This window comes from Baekduia sp. Peel2402 (genome assembly GCF_052567285.1).
This window is the reverse complement of record NZ_CP199582.1, coordinates 2872049-2889460: the sequence shown is the minus strand read 5'-3', so window position 1 is coordinate 2889460 and position 17412 is coordinate 2872049. Positions and strand designations below refer to the sequence as shown.

The 17412-nt window shown below is 73.2% G+C and carries 17 protein-coding genes; 14 read left to right on the top strand and 3 right to left on the bottom strand.

Features of this window, described 5'->3' with window-relative positions; translation table 11 throughout:
* Positions 1-12: 12 nt before the first annotated feature.
* Positions 13-468 carry a hypothetical protein gene (locus ACT01A_RS14110; protein ID WP_445147721.1) on the bottom strand — a complete coding sequence of 152 codons (456 nt, stop codon included), beginning with the start codon at positions 466-468 and terminating at the stop codon, positions 13-15.
* 159 nt (positions 469-627) lie between these two features.
* On the opposite strand from ACT01A_RS14110, the gene ACT01A_RS14105 reads away from it, so the two are divergent.
* The 12 genes from ACT01A_RS14105 to ACT01A_RS14050 are packed head-to-tail and all read left to right on the top strand — an operon-like array spanning position 628 to position 12683.
* Positions 628-1863: a sensor histidine kinase gene (locus ACT01A_RS14105; protein WP_445147720.1), complete on the top strand. Its 1236-nt coding sequence runs from the start codon at positions 628-630 to the stop codon at positions 1861-1863.
* Positions 1860-3029 carry a sensor histidine kinase gene (locus tag ACT01A_RS14100; RefSeq protein ID WP_445147719.1) on the top strand — a complete coding sequence of 390 codons (1170 nt, stop codon included), beginning with the start codon at positions 1860-1862 and terminating at the stop codon, positions 3027-3029. Before ACT01A_RS14105 ends, ACT01A_RS14100 begins: the two co-directional genes overlap by 4 nt.
* The gene (locus ACT01A_RS14095; RefSeq protein WP_445147718.1) at positions 3026-3718 is read left to right on the top strand and encodes a response regulator; all 693 of its coding nucleotides are present in this window, start codon (positions 3026-3028) and stop codon (positions 3716-3718) included. Before ACT01A_RS14100 ends, ACT01A_RS14095 begins: the two co-directional genes overlap by 4 nt.
* A 39-nt stretch (positions 3719-3757) precedes the next feature.
* Complete coding sequence (gene dnaK / locus ACT01A_RS14090) at positions 3758-5725, top strand: molecular chaperone DnaK (RefSeq protein ID WP_445152828.1); 1968 nt, start codon at positions 3758-3760, stop codon at positions 5723-5725.
* 6 nt (positions 5726-5731) lie between these two features.
* Positions 5732-6289, top strand: a complete 558-nt coding sequence (locus ACT01A_RS14085) for a nucleotide exchange factor GrpE (RefSeq protein WP_445147717.1) — start codon at positions 5732-5734, stop codon at positions 6287-6289.
* Positions 6286-7425 (top strand): molecular chaperone DnaJ, encoded by a 1140-nt coding sequence (dnaJ, locus tag ACT01A_RS14080; protein ID WP_445147716.1) that lies wholly within the window; start codon positions 6286-6288, stop codon positions 7423-7425. The genes ACT01A_RS14085 and dnaJ overlap by 4 nt, the downstream gene beginning before the upstream one ends.
* Complete coding sequence (locus ACT01A_RS14075) at positions 7422-7919, top strand: heat shock protein transcriptional repressor HspR (RefSeq protein ID WP_445147715.1); 498 nt, start codon at positions 7422-7424, stop codon at positions 7917-7919. The genes dnaJ and ACT01A_RS14075 overlap by 4 nt, the downstream gene beginning before the upstream one ends.
* A 26-nt stretch (positions 7920-7945) precedes the next feature.
* Entirely contained in the window at positions 7946-9046 is a 1101-nt protein-coding gene (locus ACT01A_RS14070; protein ID WP_445147714.1) for a hypothetical protein, read from the top strand.
* The gene (locus ACT01A_RS14065) at positions 9043-9702 is read left to right on the top strand and encodes a DUF4129 domain-containing protein (RefSeq protein WP_445147713.1); all 660 of its coding nucleotides are present in this window, start codon (positions 9043-9045) and stop codon (positions 9700-9702) included. Before ACT01A_RS14070 ends, ACT01A_RS14065 begins: the two co-directional genes overlap by 4 nt.
* The gene (locus ACT01A_RS14060) at positions 9699-10463 is read left to right on the top strand and encodes a DUF4350 domain-containing protein (protein WP_445147712.1); all 765 of its coding nucleotides are present in this window, start codon (positions 9699-9701) and stop codon (positions 10461-10463) included. The genes ACT01A_RS14065 and ACT01A_RS14060 overlap by 4 nt, the downstream gene beginning before the upstream one ends.
* Complete coding sequence (locus ACT01A_RS14055) at positions 10460-11389, top strand: AAA family ATPase (RefSeq protein WP_445147711.1); 930 nt, start codon at positions 10460-10462, stop codon at positions 11387-11389. The genes ACT01A_RS14060 and ACT01A_RS14055 overlap by 4 nt, the downstream gene beginning before the upstream one ends.
* Positions 11390-11441: 52 nt before the next feature.
* A complete protein-coding gene (locus ACT01A_RS14050) occupies positions 11442-12683 on the top strand; it encodes a DUF58 domain-containing protein (RefSeq protein ID WP_445147710.1) in 1242 nt (413 codons plus the stop codon).
* Here ACT01A_RS14050 and ACT01A_RS14045 read toward each other — a convergent pair.
* Positions 12628-13611, bottom strand: coding sequence for a stage II sporulation protein M (locus ACT01A_RS14045; RefSeq protein WP_445147709.1), 984 nt, complete (start codon positions 13609-13611; stop codon positions 12628-12630). The genes ACT01A_RS14050 and ACT01A_RS14045 overlap by 56 nt on opposite strands.
* A gap of 35 nt (positions 13612-13646) precedes the next feature.
* Between ACT01A_RS14045 and ACT01A_RS14040 the strand changes: the two genes are divergently transcribed.
* Positions 13647-14489 (top strand): RDD family protein, encoded by an 843-nt coding sequence (locus tag ACT01A_RS14040; RefSeq protein WP_445147708.1) that lies wholly within the window; start codon positions 13647-13649, stop codon positions 14487-14489.
* A gap of 8 nt (positions 14490-14497) precedes the next feature.
* Here ACT01A_RS14040 and ACT01A_RS14035 read toward each other — a convergent pair whose 3' ends face one another.
* A complete protein-coding gene (locus ACT01A_RS14035) occupies positions 14498-14725 on the bottom strand; it encodes a hypothetical protein (protein WP_445147707.1) in 228 nt (75 codons plus the stop codon).
* Positions 14726-14833: 108 nt separating this feature from the next.
* On the opposite strand from ACT01A_RS14035, the gene clpB reads away from it, so the two are divergent.
* Positions 14834-17410, top strand: a complete 2577-nt coding sequence (gene clpB, locus ACT01A_RS14030; RefSeq protein WP_445147706.1) for an ATP-dependent chaperone ClpB — start codon at positions 14834-14836, stop codon at positions 17408-17410.
* The last annotated feature ends 2 nt before the right edge of the window (positions 17411-17412 follow it).

Genomic DNA, 17412 nt, shown 5'->3' with positions numbered 1-17412 from the left:
TAGGTGTTGAGATCAGGCCGCCGCCGCGAAGGCGAGGTCCTCGGCTTCACGCGCGATGCGCGCCACAGCGGTGCGCAGGGCGCCGGCGCCGAGCAGCGCGCCGGTGGCCTGAGCGAGCACGCGGCCGGTCAGCCCGTCGCCGCGGACGGCGACGGAGGCGGAGACCTCCGAGGCCCTGCCGCAGGACAGAGGCCGCAGCCGGTAGACGACGTCGAGGTCGATCGGCCCGGACGCACGGAGGGCCAGGCCCTCCTCGTCTGCGCTGATCACCTCGACGTCGAACCCCACGCGACGACCGGCCAGCCGGCCCTCGACGCGGGTCCGCGAACCGGTGCGCAGGCGCATGCCGCGATCGTCCGTCTCGAACGGCACCGGCGCCCAGCGCTCGCAGGCGCCGGGGTCGGTCAACACGTCCAGGACGGCCGCTGGGGCGGCCTGTGCGGTGAGCTGCTCGGTCCACGTGCTCATGGTCGAGAAGCCTGCTGGCGCGGCGCTCCCGTGTCGTCGGCCCGCGTGACGATCCTGACGGTGCGGCCAGCCGCACCAGCGTCATCCTCAAGGAGGACGCCGCGGTCGTCCGTACGGGGGATGCGCACCGCCCGGATCGCCGTTACCGTCGCAAATCAGATGGCCTCCGTCACCGCCGCGCTCCGCGAATACCCGCGGCGCTTCGCCGACCGCTCCGCGTGGCCGCCGCGCCGGCGCGACGCGCTGGTCGCGCTCGCGTGGCTGGTCTTCAGCGCGGCCGACATCGCGCTGGAGGACGAGCGCGGCCTGTCGTTCACGCACCCGGCGCCGACGCCCGTCCAGACCTGGCCCTTCCTGCTCGCGCTCGTCGCGACGCTGCTGGTCCGCCACCGCCAGCCGCTCGGCGCGCTGATCGCCGGCTACCTGGTGCTGATCGCCTCCGAGGTCGCGGGCGGCCCGTTGTTGAAGGGGTTCATGCCGGTCGGCCAGATTGCGTTCCTGACGTTCTGCGCGGCCCGCGCCGCGCCCACCCGTCGCGACGTCGCGATCTTCTGCGCGATCGCGTTCGTGGGCGTGGCCGGGGTCACCGCCACGTTCCCTGACGACGACGGCGGCGCCGGTCCCGCCGCTGCGCTGTGGGCGGCGGTCATGCTGATCGGCCTGCCGGTGGCCGCCGCACGCGCGTTCCGCAGCCACGAGCGCCTGACCGCGCTGCTGGACGAGCGCGCCGCGCAGCTGGAGGCCCAGCGCGACGAGCGCGCGCGGCTGGCGGTGGCCGAGGAGCGCGAGCGGATCGCGGGCGAGCTGCACGACGTCGTCGCCCACGGCGTGAGCGCCATGGTCGTCCAGGCGGCCGCCGCGCGACGGCTGATCGCGGTCGCCGGCGACACGCCCGCCGGCCAGGAGGCGATCGCCGCGGTCGAGACCTCTGGCCGCGCCGCGCTGGACGAGCTGCGCCGCCTGCTCGGCGTGCTGCGACGCGGCGACGAGGCGCTCGCGCTGGCTCCGCAGCCGTCGTTGGCCCGCGTCGATCGGCTGATCGCGCGGCTGCGCGAGGACGGGCGCGACGTCGCGCTGCGCATCGAGGGCGACGCGGTCGCGCTGCCGCCCGGCCTGGACCTCACCGCCTACCGGATCGTGGAGGAGACGCTGGCGCAGGCCGGCGGGCCCGCGCGCGTGACCGTCCGCTACGCCGGGCGCGATCTGGAGCTGGAGGTCGCGGACACGGCACGCGGCGCCGACGACGACGGCCCGGCGCCCGTGGCCCGCTTCGGCGTCCGCGAGCGCGCCGCGCTGTTCGGCGGCGAGGTCCACGCCGGCCCGGCCCGCGATGGCGCTTGGACGCTGACCGCGCGCCTGCCGATCGACGCGATCCCGGCCGGGGCGCTGGCGTGATCCGGGTCTCCCAGCGGCGCTTCGACCTCGCGCTGGCGACGTTCGCCGCGGCGCTGGTCAGCGTCGAGATCCTCACCTCAGACGCGATCGACGGTCCGGTCGCGGCCAACTTGGTGGTCTTGATCTCGGTCGCCGTCGCGTTGGCCTGGCGGCGCCGCCATCCGCTCGTCCCGGTCGTGGCGCTGGCGATCGGCTACCCGGCCTCCGCGCTTTGGCTGACCGACATCAACCAGCTCTCGACGACGCTCGTCCCCGCGCTGCTGACCTCCTACGCGGTCGGTCGCTACGCCGCCGACGTCCGCCTCGCGGCGCTGACGCTGGCGCTCGCGGTCGCCGCGATCAACCTCGCCTCCGACGAGCACGTCGCCGACGACTGGGTCTTCCCGCTGCTGGCCTTCGGCGCCGCGCTGCTCACCGGCCGCGCGCTGCGCACCCGCGCGCTCGTCGCCGCGCAGCTGGCCGAGCGCACCGAGCGCCTGGCCGCCGAGCAGGAGCTGCTGGCCGCCGAGGCCGCGATCGAGGAGCGCCGCCGGATCGCGCGCGAGCTGCACGACGTGATCGCCCACACGCTGTCGGTGATGGTCGTCCAGGCGGGCGGCGCGCGGCGCGTCGTCGACCGCGACACGGGGCTGGCGATCGAGGCGCTCGACACCGTCGAGGCGACCGGCCGCTCCGCGCTGGTCGAGTTGCGCCGGATGCTCGGCTTCGTCACCGAGGCCAGTGGCACGGACAACGCCGCGCCGCTGGAGCCGGCGCCTACGATCGGCGACCTCGCGGCGCTCGCGCGCCGCGCCTCTGCGGCCGGCCTCCCGACGACCTACGCGCTGCACGGCGCGCCGGACGCCGAGCGCCCGCTGCCTGCGGGCGCCGAGGTCGCCGCGTTCCGGATCGCGCAGGAGGCGCTCACCAACGCGCTCAAGCACGCGGGACCGGGCGCACGCGCGACGCTCACCGCGCGCTGGACGAGCGACGCCTTCATGTTGGAGATCTGCGACGACGGCGCGGGCCAGGACGCCCGCCTGCCCTCAGGAGGACACGGGTTGATCGGGATGCGCGAGCGCGTGGCGCTCTACCACGGTGACTTGGAGACCGGACCAGCTCAGCGCGGCGGCTTCCGCGTCGCCGCGTCGCTGCCGCTGGCCGTCGCGGTCGAGGTCGCCGCGTGAGCGCCGCCGACCCGATCCGCGTCGTCATCGCCGACGACCAGCAGCTCGTCCGCACCGGCTTCAAGCTGATCCTCAGCGCGGAGGCCGACCTGCAGGTGATCGCCGAGGCCGGCGACGGCCTGGAGGCGGTCGACGTCGTCGGCCGCGAGCACCCCGACGTCGTGCTTATGGACATCCGCATGCCCGAGCTCGACGGCATCGAGGCCACCCGCCGGATCCTGGCCAGCGGCTCGCGCACGAGGGTCCTGATGCTCACGACCTTCGATCTCAACGAGTACGTCTACGAGGCGCTGCGCGCGGGCGCCTCCGGGTTCCTGCTCAAGGACACGCCCGCCGAGCAGTTGGCCGAGGGCGTCCGCGTCGTCGCGCGCGGCGAGGCGCTCCTGGCGCCCACGGTCACCCGCCGCCTGCTGGACGAGTTCGCCCGCGGGCCGGCCGAAGCCGCGTCCGCCCCGGCCCTGCCGCCCGCGTTCGACGAGCTGACCTCCCGCGAGGTCGAGGTCTTCCGCCTGCTCGCGCGCGGGCGCTCCAACGCGGAGATCGCCGCCGAGCTGATCGTCTCGGAGACCACCGTCAAGACCCACGTCGCCCGCGTGCTGATGAAGCTCGGTCTGCGCGACCGCGTCCAGGCCGTCGTGCTGGCCTACGAGACCGGCTTCGTAGCCCGCGGCGGCCTTTCGTCCGCGTGACATCGCGTCGCGGAAAAGATCTACTACACTCTCACTCAGATCTTTCCGCGAGACCCGACGAAGGAGCACCACCCCGACATGGGCAAGACCATCGGCATCGACCTCGGCACGACGAACTCGTGCATGGCCGTCCTCGAGGGCGGCGAGCCGACCGTCATCGAGAACGCCGAGGGCGGCCGCACCACCCCGTCTGTTGTCGCCTTCGCGCAGAGCGGCGAGCGCCTCGTAGGCACCGTCGCCAAGCGCCAGGCGGTCACCAACCCGCAGAACACCGTCTTCTCCGTCAAGCGCTTCATGGGCCGCAAGGAGGCCGAGGTGCGCGAGGAGGAGTCGATCGTCCCCTACAAGGTCGTCTCCGGCCCCAACGGCGACGCGCGCATTGACGCCGGCGGCAAGCAGTACAGCCCGCCGGAGATCAGCGCGATGATCCTCGCCAAGCTGAAGGCCGACGCTGAGGCCTATCTCGGCGAGACCGTCGACGGTGCGGTCATCACCGTCCCCGCGTACTTCAACGACGACCAGCGCCAGGCGACCAAGGACGCCGGCAAGATCGCCGGCCTCGACGTCAAGCGCATCATCAACGAGCCGACCGCGGCCTCGCTGGCCTACGGCCTGGACAAGGACACCGACCAGACGATCCTCGTCTTCGACCTCGGCGGCGGCACGTTCGACGTGTCGGTGCTGGAGATCGGCGACGGCGTCTTCGAGGTCAAGTCCACCGCCGGCGACAACCACCTCGGCGGCGACAACTGGGACAAGGCGATCGTCGACTGGCTCGCCGGCGAGTTCAAGCGCGACCAGGCGATCGACCTGACGCAGGACCCGATGGCCCTCCAGCGCCTCTACGAGGCCGCCGAGAAGGCCAAGATCGAGCTGTCGACCGCGCAGGAGTCGCAGATCAACCTGCCGTTCATCACGGCCGACCAGTCCGGCCCCAAGCACCTCGACGTCCGCATCACCCGCGCGAAGTTCAACGAGCTGACCTCCGAGCTGCTCGACCGCGTCGTCGCGCCGGTCCGCCAGTCGCTGGACGACGCGAAGGCCAAGGGCGCCGACAAGATCGACCACGTCGTCCTCGTCGGCGGCATGACGCGCAACCCGGCCGTGCAGGAGAAGGTCAAGGAGCTCACGGGCCAGGAGCCGCACCGCGGCGTCAACCCGGACGAGGTCGTGGCCGTCGGCGCGGCGATCCAGGCCGGCGTCCTGGGCGGCGACGTCAAGGACGTGCTGTTGCTCGACGTGACCCCGCTGACGCTGGGCATCGAGACCAAGGGCGGCGTCATGACCAAGCTGATCGAGCGCAACACCACGATCCCGACCCGCAAGGGCGAGGTCTTCTCGACGGCCGAGGACAACCAGCCGTCGGTCGAGATCCACGTCTTGCAGGGCGAGCGCGAGATGGCGACCTACAACAAGTCGCTGGGCAAGTTCCAGCTGACGGGCATCCCGCCGGCACCGCGCGGCATCCCGCAGGTCGAGGTCACCTTCGACATCGACGCCAACGGCATCCTCGCCGTGTCCGCGAAGGACCTGGGCACCGGCAAGGAGCAGAAGATCGAGATCAAGGCGGGCTCGGGCCTGTCTGACGACGAGATCAAGTCGATGGTCGGCGACGCCGAGACGCACGCCGAGGAGGACAAGAAGGCGCGCGAGCTGGCTGAGGCCCGCAACAACGCCGAGAACGCGGCCTACCAGGCCGAGCGCCAGCTGAAGGACCTCGGCGACCAGGTCGACCCCGAGTCCAAGACCGAGATCGAGGCCGCGATCACCGCGGTCCGCGAGTCGCTGACGTCCGAGGACCCCAACGAGATCAACGCCAAGGCCGAGGCGCTGCAGAACGCCTTCCACAAGGTCTCCGAGGCCATGTACGAGAAGGCCCAGCAGCAGCAGGCGGCCGCGTCGGCCGAGGCCTCGGACGCGGGCAACGGCAATGGCGCCTCCGCCGAGGGCTCCGCGTCGTCCGATGAGGACGTCGTGGACGCCGAGGTCGTGGACGAGGGCAAGTAGGCCTCCGTGAGCGAGCACGAGCACGAGGCGGCGGCGGTCGACGAGACCGCCGCCCAGGCCCACGCCGCCGAGGCCGAGGCACCGGGCGAAGACGACGTCGCCGACCGCGCGCAGGACGGCGCGGTCGAGGCACCTGAGGAGCCCGACTTCAAGGACCTGTACTTGCGAGCCGCGGCCGAGACCGACAACGTGCGCAAGCGCGCGCGGCGCGATGTCGAGGTCGCTTCGGCGCGCGGCGTCGCGCGGCTGGCCCGCGAGCTGCTGCCGTCGCTGGACAACCTCGACCGGGCGCTGGCCGCCGCGGAGGCCGAGGAGGCCGACGCCGAGCACCATCTCACCAAGGGCATCAGGTTGGTCCAGCAGGAGCTGCTGGGCGCGCTGACGCGCGTCGGCATCGAGCAGTACGCGCCCGAGGGCGAGACGTTCGATCCCCACCAGCACGAGGCCGTCGCGCAGATGCCCGCCGAGGGCGTGGAGACCGGCACGATCACGCAGGTCTACCAGCCCGGGTACCGCTACAAGGAGGAGATCCTCCGCGCCGCCAAGGTTGTGGTAGCCGCATGACCGCGGGCGACCCCTATAAGAGCCTCGGGGTCGATCGCAAGGCCTCCCAGGAGGAGATCAAGAAGGCGCACCGCAAGCTGGTGCGCCAGTACCACCCGGACCGCAACCCGGGTGACGCCTCCGCGGAGGAGAAGTTCAAGGAGATCCAGGCCGCCTATGACCTGATCGGGGATCCCGAGAAGCGCAAGCAGTACGACCGCGGCGGGATCTTCGGCATGGGCGGCGGAGGTGCTGGCGGTGGCGGCGCGGCCGGCGGCGGCGGGTTCTCCGCCGGCGACTTCGGCGGCTTCCAGGACATCTTCAACACCATCTTCCGCGGCGAGGGCGGCAGCGCCGGCGGTGCGGGCGGCGCCGGTCGTCAGCAGCGCACGCAGCCGACCGGGCCGCGGCCGGAGCGCGGCAAGGACCTCGAGTCGTCGGTCGCGATCTCCTTCGAGCAGGCGATCAGCGGCGCGCAGGTTCCGCTGAGCGTCGCGACGACCCAGCCATGTCCTACATGTCGCGGCACGGGCGCCAAGCCCGGGACGTCGCCGCGCGTGTGCCCGAAGTGCCAGGGCCGCGGCATCGAGTCCCAGGGCCAGGGCCTGTTCTCGATCTCGCAGCCGTGCTCGCGCTGCCACGGGTCGGGCGCGATCATCGAGGACCCGTGCCCGACGTGCTCGGGTGCGGGCCAGCAGAAGACGGTCAAGAACTACAAGGTCAACATCCCGGCGGGCGTCCGCGAGGGCTCCCGCGTCCGGCTGGCCGGCAAGGGCGAGGCGGGCCGCAACGGCGGCGGACCCGGCGACCTGTACGTGATCACCCACGTCGCGCCGTCGCCGATCTTCGAGCGCAAGGGCGACAACCTCGAGGTCGAGGTTCCGCTCACGATCCCGGAGGCGATCCGCGGCGCCGACGTCGAGGTGCCGACGCTCAACGGCCGCAAGAAGCTGCGCGTCTCTCCCGGCACCAAGCACGGGACGATCCAGCGCCTGCGCGGCGAGGGCCCGCCGAAGCTCGGCGGGAAGGGCAAGGGCGACCTGCACTACAAGTTCGTCATCGACGTCCCAGCGACGCTCAGCGCCGAGCAGTCCGAGGCGGTGGAGAAGCTGTCTGAGGTGATGGGCGACGATCCGAGAGCGAGGTTGTTCTCATGAGCATGCGACGCACCCGCACGACCGTCACGGTCAGCTCGGACCGTGGCGTGTTCATGATCTCGGTCGCCGCCGAGCTGGCCGAGATGCACCCGCAGACGCTGCGCATGTACGAGCAGCGCGGGCTGATCGAGCCCAAGCGCTCGCCGAAGGGCACGCGGCTGTACTCACACGAGGACGTCGAGCGGCTGCGGCGCATCCAGGCGATGACCAACGACCTCGGGCTCAACCTGGCCGGGGTCGAGCACGTCCTGCGCTTGGAGCAGGAGCTTGAGCGCTCGCGCCGGCGCGTCGAGGCGCTGGAGCGGCGCACGGTGGAGCTGCAGGCCGAGTTCGCCGAGCAGCTCGAGGCCGTCCGGCGCGAGCTACGCGGCGGCGAGCTGGTGCCGCTCAAGCACACGCGCGACATCGTGCCGCGCCCGCAGGCCGCGCCTGAGCCGCCGGCCGCGCCCGATCCGCCTGCCGGCCCGCGGCGGATCCCCGTCGAGCGCGATTAGCCGCGCACACGGGTAGGTTGCAGGCGGTGCGACCGCTGAACCTGGGGGAGACGCTCGACGCGAGCATCAAGATCGTCGCCGCGCGCTGGCGGACGCTGGCGATCGTGATGCTCGTCATCGCGCTGCCGATCCAGATCCTGACGGTGATCATCACCAGCGCGACGACCGACGTCTACCAGGTCGGCAGCAGCACCTGGACGGGCGGGACGAGCAGCGGGACCAAGTACAGCGACGAGGATGCCTACGCCGCTGGGCAGGTGGCGATCATCGCGTTGCAGATCTTGGGGTACCTGCTCGGCACGGTCGCCTGCTACCGGGCGATCGCCGACCAGTACCTGGGCCGGCCGACCAGCCCCGGGGACACGCTGCGCTTCGCGGGCAGCCGCCTCGGCGCGACGCTGTGGCTGACGATCATCCTGGGCGTCGGCCTCTTCTTCGCCTACATCGCGCTGATCATCCCGGGCATCTGGCTGACGGTCGCTTGGGCGGTCGCCTATCCCGTGATGCTCGTCGAGGGCCTCGGGGGAGCGAAGGCGCTCGGGCGCTCGTTCAAGTTGGTGGAGAAGTTCTGGTGGGCGACCGCGGGCCGCCTGATCGTCGCCTACATCTTGACCTCGATCTTCGCGCTGGTCGCGTCGTTCGTCTTCCTGATCCCCGCCGAGCTGCTCGTCGACGACACCTCGGTCGGCGCCCAGATCCTCGAGGCCGCCGCCAACCTGGCGTCCTCGGTGCTGACGACGCCGTTCATCGCCGCGGTCGTCACGCTGACCTACTTCGACCTGCGGGTGCGCAAGGAGGGCTTCGACCTCGCGCTGCTGGCCGAGCGCATGGGCGGGACGGCCGCCACCGACGAGCCCTCGGCGTTCGGCGCGCCCACGCAGGGTCGCGACGCGTTCGGCAACCCGATCGTGTCGCCGCCGTCGTCTCCGCCACCGCCGACGGGCGGCTTCCCGCCGGTCGCGCCGCCCGCGGGGTGGTCGCCGCCGGGCGCGGCCGAGCCGCCGCCGTCCCTGTGGGCGCCGCCCGCCGGCTCGCCGCCGGATGACGCGCCGCCGCCGCCCGCGTCGCCGGGCTGGGCACCGCCCGTTCCGCCCGAGCCCCAGCGGCCGCCGTCTCAGGACGAGTGACCGACGCGGCCCTGCGCGACCTCGCCGCTCGTGCGGCGACCGGCGACGGCGCCGCTCGCGAGCAGCTGACCGGCGCGGCGCGCGCGCAGGCCCGCGACATCCTCGCCGAGGACCGCTTCCACGCGGGCAAGTCCCACGAGGGCCCGCTCCACGGCCTCTTCTCCTGGCTGGGTGACCGCCTCGACGACCTCGTCGGCGGCGCGCCCGGCGACAGCACCTTCGGCTGGCTGATCCTGGCCGCCATCGCCCTCGCGGCCGCCGCTGCCGTCGCGACCTGGCTCGGCGGGCGCCGTCGCCGTCGCGCCGCTGCGGCCGCCGGCGGGCGCACGCCGCTGGGCCTGGACGCCGCCACCGCCACCGCCTCGCCCACCGAGCTGGAGCGTCGTGCCCTGGCCGCCGAGCGTGACGGCGACCTCGACGCCGCCATCCGCCTGCGCTTCACCGCCGGCCTGCTGCGCTTGGACGCCATCCACGCCATCGACCTGCGCCCGTCGCTGACCTCCGGCGACGTCGGCCGCGCGATCGAATCATCGCACTACGACGACCTCGCGGCCACCCACGACGCCGTCGCCTACGGCGGCCACCACGCCACCGACACCGACACGAGCACCGCCCGCGAGACGTGGCCGGAAGTCGTGCGCGAGGCGCGGCGATGACGCGCGGCACGGTGCTGGCGATCGCGGCGGGCGTCGTCCTGCTCGTCGTCGCGACGGTGCTCGGGCGGGCGCCGGAGCGGCCGAAGGGGCCGGCGGGCTCGTCGTACGCGACCTCAGCGGGCGGGCTGGCGGCGTACGCGGACCTGCTCCAGCGCGCGGGACACGACGTGCGGCGGGTACGCGCGCCGCTGGACGAGCGACGCCCGCGGGTGGGGGAGACGGTGGTCGTCGTCGACGGCCGACCGTTGCCGCAGGACGAGCGCCGCGCGCTGCGCGAGCACGTCCGCGCCGGAGGTCGCGCGATCCTCGGCGGCTCGGCTGCACGCGCGTTGGGCGGCGCCGCCGCTTCGGGCGAGCGCCGGCTCGGGCGCGGCACGCTGGTCGTGCTCCCCGGCGCGGTTGCCTTGCGCAACGCGACGCTGGGCGTCGGTGACCACGCCGCCGAGGCGCTGATGCTCGCCGGGCCGCCGCAGCGGCGCGTCGCGTTCGTCGAGTCCGTCCACGGCTACCGCGAGCGCACCGGGCTGGCCGCGCTGCCGCGCTCGGTCCGCACGTGCCTGATCCTGCTCGGCGTCGCGGCGCTCGCGTTCCTGATCCTGCGCGGTTGTCGCCTGGGGCCGCCCGAGCCGCCCGGGCGCGACCTGCCGCCGCCGCGGCGCGTCCACGTCGAAGCCCTTGCCGCGGCGCTCGCGCGGACCAAGGACAAGGACACCATCTTGAAACCGCCCCCGACCCCGACCACGGAGCACGAACCGACATGAAGGACTTGCACGACCGGGTCGCGACCGAGGTCCGCCGCGCGATCGTCGGCCAGGACGACGCGCTCGCGCTGCTGCTCTCCGCCGCCGCGCTCGGTGGCCACGTCCTGCTCGAAGGCCCGCCCGGCACGGCCAAGACGCTGCTCGCCCGCGCCTTCGCGGCCGCGCTGGACACGAGCTTCCGCCGCATCCAGTTCACCCCCGACATGCTGCCCTCCGACGTGACCGGCACAGTCGCGTTGCGCGGCAGCGACCTCACGTTCCGCCCAGGCCCGGTCTTCGCCTCGGTCGTCCTCGCCGACGAGATCAACCGCACGCCGCCGAAGACCCAGGCCGCGTTGTTGGAGGCCATGGAGGAGCGGCAGGTCACCGTCGACGGCGAGTCGCACGCGCTGCCCGACCCCTTCATCGTGGTCGCGACCCAGAACCCGATCGAGTACGAGGGCACCTACCCGCTGCCCGAGGCCCAGCTCGACCGCTTCCTGTTCCGCATCGTCATCGACTACCCGTCCGTCGACGACGAGCGCGCGCTGCTGCGCCTCGCCCGCCGCGGCCTGGAGCCCGCGGCGCTGGACGACGTCGCGGCCGTCGCGACCGCCGCCGACCTCCGCGCCGCACGGACGAGCGTCGACGCCGTACGCGCCACCGACGCGGTTGAGGCCTTCGTCGTCGCCGTCGTCCGCGCGACCCGCGAGCTGCCCGGCGTCACGCTGGGCGCGAGCCCGCGCGCCGCCGTCCACCTGCTCGCCGCCGCCCGCGCCGCCGCGGCGCTGAGCGGCCGCGACTACATCACGCCCGACGACGTCACCCGCATGGCGTCCCCCGTCCTCGCCCACCGCCTCCTGCTCACGCCCGAGGCTGAGCTCGACCGCTTCGGCGCCACCGACGCCATCACCGCCGCGCTCGCCGCCGTGCCCGTGCCGCGGTGACCGCCCACCGCCTCTGTCGTGTCCGCCGCCGCCGCTCAGGGGCGGTCGCCCAGTGACGATCACGCCGCGCACCGTGGTCGCGTTGGTCGCGATCGCCGCGCTCGCGCTCCTCGTCCCGGCCGGCGTCGCGTTCGCGGCGCTCGTCGTCCTCGCCGGGGCGACCCTCGGCGACGCGCTCCTGGCCCGCGCGGCGCCACGCGTGACCCGCAGCGTGCCGCCGGTCCTCTCGCGCGGCGTCGGCGTGCCGCTGCGGATCGCGGTCGAGGAGACCGGCCCGTCGACCCGCGTCCGCCAGCCGCTCGTCCCCGATCTCCAGCTCGACGTGCAGGAAGGTGACGGCGCGCTCGACGCCACGCTCACGCCCCGGCGCCGTGGCCGTCACGCGCTGCCGGCCGTCGCGCTGCGCGCTCGCGGGCCGCTCGGCCTCGGCGCCTGGCAGCACCGCGCCGCGGGCGACGCCGAGCTGACCGTCTACCCCGACCTGCCGTCGGCCCGCCGCCTCGTGCTCGCCGTCCGCGAGGGCCGCGTCCGCGATCCCGGCGTCCGCACGCGCGGCCCGATCGGTCTCGGCACGGAGTTCGAGCGCGTCCGCGACTATCTGCCCGACGACGACGTCCGCCAGGTCAACTGGCGCGCGACCGCGCGGGCGGGGCGGCCGATGTCCAACCAGCATCGCGTCGAGCAGGACCAGGAGATCATCATCATCTTGGACGTCGGCCGGCTGATGGCCGCGCCGCTCGGCGATCGCACCCGTCTGGACGAGGCGCTCGACGCCGCTGCCGCACTGGCGCTCGTCGCCGACGAGCTGGGCGACCGCGCCGGCGCGATCGCCTTCGACGACGCGATCCGCCGCCGCGTCCGCCCCGGCCGCGCGTCCGGCCGCGACGTGGTCCGCCAGACCTTCGACCTCGAGCCCTCCGAGCGCGACAGCGACTACGAGCTCGCCTTCCGCACGGTCGGCCGCGGCAAACGTGCGCTGGTCGTCGTCCTCACCGACCTGCTCGACGACGCGGCCGCTCGCGCGTTGGTCGATGCCGTCCCGTTCCTCGCCCGTCGTCACGCGGTCGTCATCGCCTCCGCGCGCGACCCGGACATCGAGGCGCTCGCCAGCGACGACGACAACAACGCCGACCCCTACATGAACGCCGCGGCCCGCGACCTGCTCGCCGCTCGCGAGCGGGCGGCCGCCGCCCTACGCGGCGCCGGAGCCACCGTCGTCGAGGCGCCGCCCGGCCGCCTCAACGCCGCGTGCGTGCAGGCTTACCTGCGCGCGAAGTCCCGCCGCCGCCTCTGACGAGGACCAACCCCCAGTACACCGCGCCGAGCGTCAGGCCGAACACGAACGGCCACGCCCCGCCCCAGCCGGCGGGCGACACGTAGCCTTCGGTGAAGCCCGCGACGACCAGGAACGGCGCGGTCCCGAGGACGACGGCCATCGCGGGCCGCGCCTCGCGCGCCAGCGCCGCGCGGCGGGTCAAGGAGCCCGGCGCCACCAGCGCCCAGCCCATCCGCAGGCCCGCCGCGCCCGCGACCACGATGCACGACAGCTCCAGCACCCCGTGCGCGGTGATCAACCGCAGCAACTGCCCCAAGTTGCCGTTGGCCGCCGCGACGCCGAGCACCGCGCCGAGGATCAAGCCGTTGTACAGCAACAACACCGCCCCGCCCACGGCGAACAGCAGCCCGGCCGCGAACGCGAAGAACGTCACCTGGATGTTGTTGGTGAACAGCTGGCTGGAGAAGGCCGCGGACTCCGAGGCGCTCAGCCCGCGGTCGCCGCGCGGCGGATCGGCGCCGTCGATGAACGCCCCGGGGACCAAGCCTGCGGCGGCGTCCGGGTCCGCCCAGCCCCACACGAACGCGAACAGCGCGCCGCCGAACAGCAGCGCGGCCGCGACGGCCAGCGCCAGTCGCCGGTCCGCGACCAGCCGCCAATAGCCGCGCGTCGCGAACGCGGCGATCGACTGCCGCCGCCGTCCGACGTCGGCGTAGACGACCTGCCGCGCGCGAACGACCAGCGCTTCCAGGCGCACCGTGAGCGGGTCGCCCGGGAACAGGCGCCGTGCCAGCGCGAGGTCCGCCGCCGCCGCGCGGTACAGCCCGCCCAGCTCCAGCACCCCGCGCGCGCCGAGTCGCTCCGGCCGCCCGTGCGCCTTCCCCAACGCCTCCTCCAGCGCGCGCCAGCCGCCGCCCCGCTCGCGCTCGAAGCGGTCGAGGGTCATGAGCGTTCGTCTCGGCGGGTACCGTGCGCCACGAGATGGAGGACTACCAGGACCGGCTGCGCATCGCCACGCCCGAAGGCATCAGCGTGGACCTCGTGCTCGCCGGCCTGGGCTCGCGCTTCACCGCCGCGAGCATCGACCTGGTCCTCAAGTCGCTGCTGATCCTCGGTGGTTTCCTCATCGGCCTGATCGTCGGCGGCGACCTCGGCCTCGCGATCGCCTCGATCCTCAGCTTCGTCTTCTACTTCGGCTACGACGTCGGCTTCGAGGTTCTCGCCAGCGGTCGCACGCCCGGCAAGCGCTGGACCGGCCTGCGTGTGCTGCGCGACGACGGCCGCCCGGTCGACCTGCTCTCCAGCGCGATCCGCAACATCGTCCGGCTGGTCGACGGCCTGCCGCTCCTGTACTTCCCGGCGATGGTCTCCGTGCTGGTCACCAAGCGCAACCAGCGCTTGGGCGACCTCGCCGCGTCCACGATCGTCGTCCGCGAGGAGCGCGTCCGCAAGGCCTCGCGGCGCGAGCGCGACAAGCCCAGCCAGTGGGACGCCTTCTCCGGCGGCCCGACCCCGCCTCCGCAGCCACGGCAGCCGACCGCCGCGCCCACTTTTGGCGGCTTCTCGATGCCCGTCGACGTGCCGGGGCAACGCAGCGCCGTTCGCACACCTGCCGCGCTGGACGTTTCTGCCATCACCCCCGCCGACCTCGCCGCCGTCCGCAGCTTCCTCGACCGCCGCGCCGACCTTCCGCAGGGCGTCCGCCAGGATCTCGCCCGCCGGATCGCGAGCGCGCTGGCGCCGCGCGTCGGTGGCGCAGCGGCCCATCTGCACGACGAGGAGCTGATCGAGCAGGTCTCGCTCGCCAAGGCCCGCGGGGGCTGATCTCGCTTCTACGTGTTGCCCTTGACCGTCCCGTCGCCCTCGGCGGCCTGGCGCTCGGCCTCCTGACGTCCTGGGTGGTCCTTGGGCAGGTCCTCGGGGATGATGTCGTCGTGGGCTTCGGGCGTGTCGCCCAGCGGGCGTCGCGAGTCGGGCGTCGCCGGTCCGAGCGGCTGATCGCCCGTCTCTTCGGGCTTGTCGGTGTTCTCGCCGCCGGTGTCGGTTTCGGTGTGCTCCATGTCTTTCGCGCTACCCGGCCCAAGCGCCGTTGACGCATGCGCAGGGGTTGCTAAAATCTCAGTCGACCCGACTCAAATCTGTATCTCTCCCCAGGAGTTCCGAGCACCTTGAACGCCGACCGCTTCACGATCAAGTCCCAGGAGGCCATCAAGGCCGCCATCGACCTCGCCGCCGCGCGCAAGCACGCGCAGGCGACGCCCGAGCACCTGCTCGCGGCGCTGTTGGCGCAGGACGACTCGGTGGTCTCCGGCGTTCTGCGCAAGCTCGACGTCCCGGCCGCCGCCCTGCGCGCCGACGCCGACTCCTACCTCGACTCCCTGCCCACGCTGGCCACCGCCGACGAGCCGGCCTCCGCGCCCGAGCTGCTCGGCGTGATCCGCGCGGCCGAGGTCGAGATGCGCGAGGAGGAGGGCGCCGAGTACATCGCGATCCACCACCTGCTGCTCGCGCTCGCCGGCTTCGGTGGCAAGGCCGGCGAGATCCTGCGCGCCAACGGCGTCAGCAAGGAGCGCCTGCTGCTGGCGCTGCCCGACGTCACCGGCGGCCACAAGGTCAACAGCCAGAACGCCGAGGACCAGTTCAAGGCCTTGGAGAAGTTCGGCGTCGACCTCACCGCGCGGGCGGAGAAGAGCGAGCTCGACCCGGTCATCGGCCGCGACGAGGAGATCCGCCGCGTCATCCAGGTCCTCAGCCGCCGCACGAAGAACAACCCCGTGTTGATCGGCGAGCCCGGCGTCGGCAAGACCGCGATCGTCGAAGGCCTCGCCCAGCGCATCGTCGACGGCGACGTCCCCGAGTCGCTGCGCGACCGCCGCGTCATCAGCCTCGACATCGGCGCGCTGCTGGCCGGCTCGAAGTATCGCGGCGAGTTCGAGGAGCGCCTGAAGGCCGTCCTGCAGGAGATCAAGGACGCCGGCGGCAACGTCGTGCTGTTCATGGACGAGCTGCACACGATCGTCGGCGCGGGCGCCGCCGAGGGCGCGGTCGACGCCGCGAACTTGCTCAAGCCCATGCTCGCCCGCGGCGAGCTGCGCGCGGTCGGCGCGACGACGCTCGACGAGTACCGCAAGCACATCGAGAAGGACGCCGCTTTGGAGCGGCGCTTCCAGCCGGTGCTGGTCGGCGAGCCGTCGGTCGAGGACGCGATCGCGATCCTGCGTGGCCTCAAGGAGCGCTACGAGCTGCACCACAACGTCCGCATCCAGGACGCCGCGCTGATCGCCGCCGCGACGCTGAGCGACCGCTACATCGCCGATCGCTTCCTGCCCGACAAGGCCATTGACCTGATCGACGAGGCCGCGTCCGGCCTGCGCATCGAGATCGACTCCAAGCCGGTCGAGATCGACGAGGTCGACCGCCGGATCTTGCAGCTGGAGATCGAGCGCACGTCGCTGGCCAAGGAGACCGACGACGCCTCGCTGACGCGCCTCGACGCGCTGGATCGCGAGCTGGCCGACCTGAAGGAGAAGTCGGCCGCGATGACCGCCGAGTGGCAGGCCGAGAAGGACGCGATCACCGGCGTCCAGGAGATCCGCGAGAAGCTGGAGCAGGCCCAGCGCGCGCTGGAGCGCGCCGAGCGCGAGGCCAACCTCGAGGGCGCCGCGCGCCTGCGCCACGGCGAGATCCCCGAGTTGCAGCGCCTGCTCGCCGAGCGCGAGGAGCGCACCGACGGCGACGCGGGCTTCTTGCGCGAGATCGTCGACGCTGAGGACATCGCCGAGGTCGTCGCCCGTTGGACGAAGATCCCCGTCAGCCGGCTGTTGGAGGGCGAGGTCGAGAAGTTGATCCACATGGAGGATCGCCTGCACCAGCGGGTGATCGGCCAGGAGGACGCGGTCGCCGCGGTGTCCAACGCGCTGCGCCGCTCGCGCGCGGGCCTGCAGGACCCGGATCGCCCGATCGGATCGTTCCTGTTCCTCGGCCCGACCGGCGTCGGCAAGACCGAGCTGGCGCGCGCGCTGGCGGAGTTCATGTTCGACAGCGGCGACGCCATGGTCCGGATCGACATGTCGGAGTACATGGAGAAGCACGCGGTCTCGCGCCTGGTCGGCGCGCCTCCCGGCTACGTCGGCTACGAGGAGGGCGGCCAGCTGACCGAGGCGGTTCGCCGCCGTCCCTACACGGTGGTGTTGCTCGACGAGATCGAGAAGGCGCACCCGGACGTGTTCAACGTGTTGTTGCAGGTGATGGACGACGGGCGCCTGACCGACGGCCAGGGCCGCACGGTCGACTTCAAGAACACCGTGTTGATCATGACCTCCAACATTCCGGGCGGTCGCGTGGGCGCGGAGGCGCACTTCAAGCCCGAGTTCATCAACCGGCTGGACGACATCGTCGAGTTCCACGCCTTGGATCGCGAGCACCTCGGCGCGGTGGTCGACCTCCAGGTCGAGCGCGTCCTGGCCCGCGTCCGCGAGCGCGGCATCGACGTCGAGCTGACCGCCGAGGCCCGCACGCTGCTCGGCGATCTGGGCTACGACCCGACCTACGGCGCGCGCCCGCTCAAGCGCGTGATCCAGAAGCGCCTGGTCGACGCGCTGGCGCTCGGGATCCTCGAGGGCCGCTTCCGTGAGGGCGACACGGTCAAGGTCGACGCCGACGACGGCGAGCTGGCGTTCGCCAAGGCCGACGCCGCCGCGCCGGCCGACGCTCCTGCGGCCCCGCCGGAGCCCGCCGCCGCGTAGCG

What these genes read in the sequence shown, in the direction of transcription:
- ACT01A_RS14040 (WP_445147708.1), top strand. Translation starts at nt 13,647, where the DNA reads ATGGAGGACTACCAGGACCGGCTGCGCATCGCCACGCCCGAAGGCATC.
- dnaJ (WP_445147716.1), top strand. Translation starts at nt 6,286, where the DNA reads ATGACCGCGGGCGACCCCTATAAGAGCCTCGGGGTCGATCGCAAGGCC.
- ACT01A_RS14055 (WP_445147711.1), top strand. Translation starts at nt 10,460, where the DNA reads ATGAAGGACTTGCACGACCGGGTCGCGACCGAGGTCCGCCGCGCGATC.
- ACT01A_RS14060 (WP_445147712.1), top strand. Translation starts at nt 9,699, where the DNA reads ATGACGCGCGGCACGGTGCTGGCGATCGCGGCGGGCGTCGTCCTGCTC.
- ACT01A_RS14035 (WP_445147707.1), bottom strand. Translation starts at nt 14,725, where the DNA reads ATGGAGCACACCGAAACCGACACCGGCGGCGAGAACACCGACAAGCCC.
- ACT01A_RS14075 (WP_445147715.1), top strand. Translation starts at nt 7,422, where the DNA reads ATGAGCATGCGACGCACCCGCACGACCGTCACGGTCAGCTCGGACCGT.
- ACT01A_RS14105 (WP_445147720.1), top strand. Translation starts at nt 628, where the DNA reads ATGGCCTCCGTCACCGCCGCGCTCCGCGAATACCCGCGGCGCTTCGCC.
- ACT01A_RS14110 (WP_445147721.1), bottom strand. Translation starts at nt 468, where the DNA reads ATGAGCACGTGGACCGAGCAGCTCACCGCACAGGCCGCCCCAGCGGCC.
- ACT01A_RS14045 (WP_445147709.1), bottom strand. Translation starts at nt 13,611, where the DNA reads ATGACCCTCGACCGCTTCGAGCGCGAGCGGGGCGGCGGCTGGCGCGCG.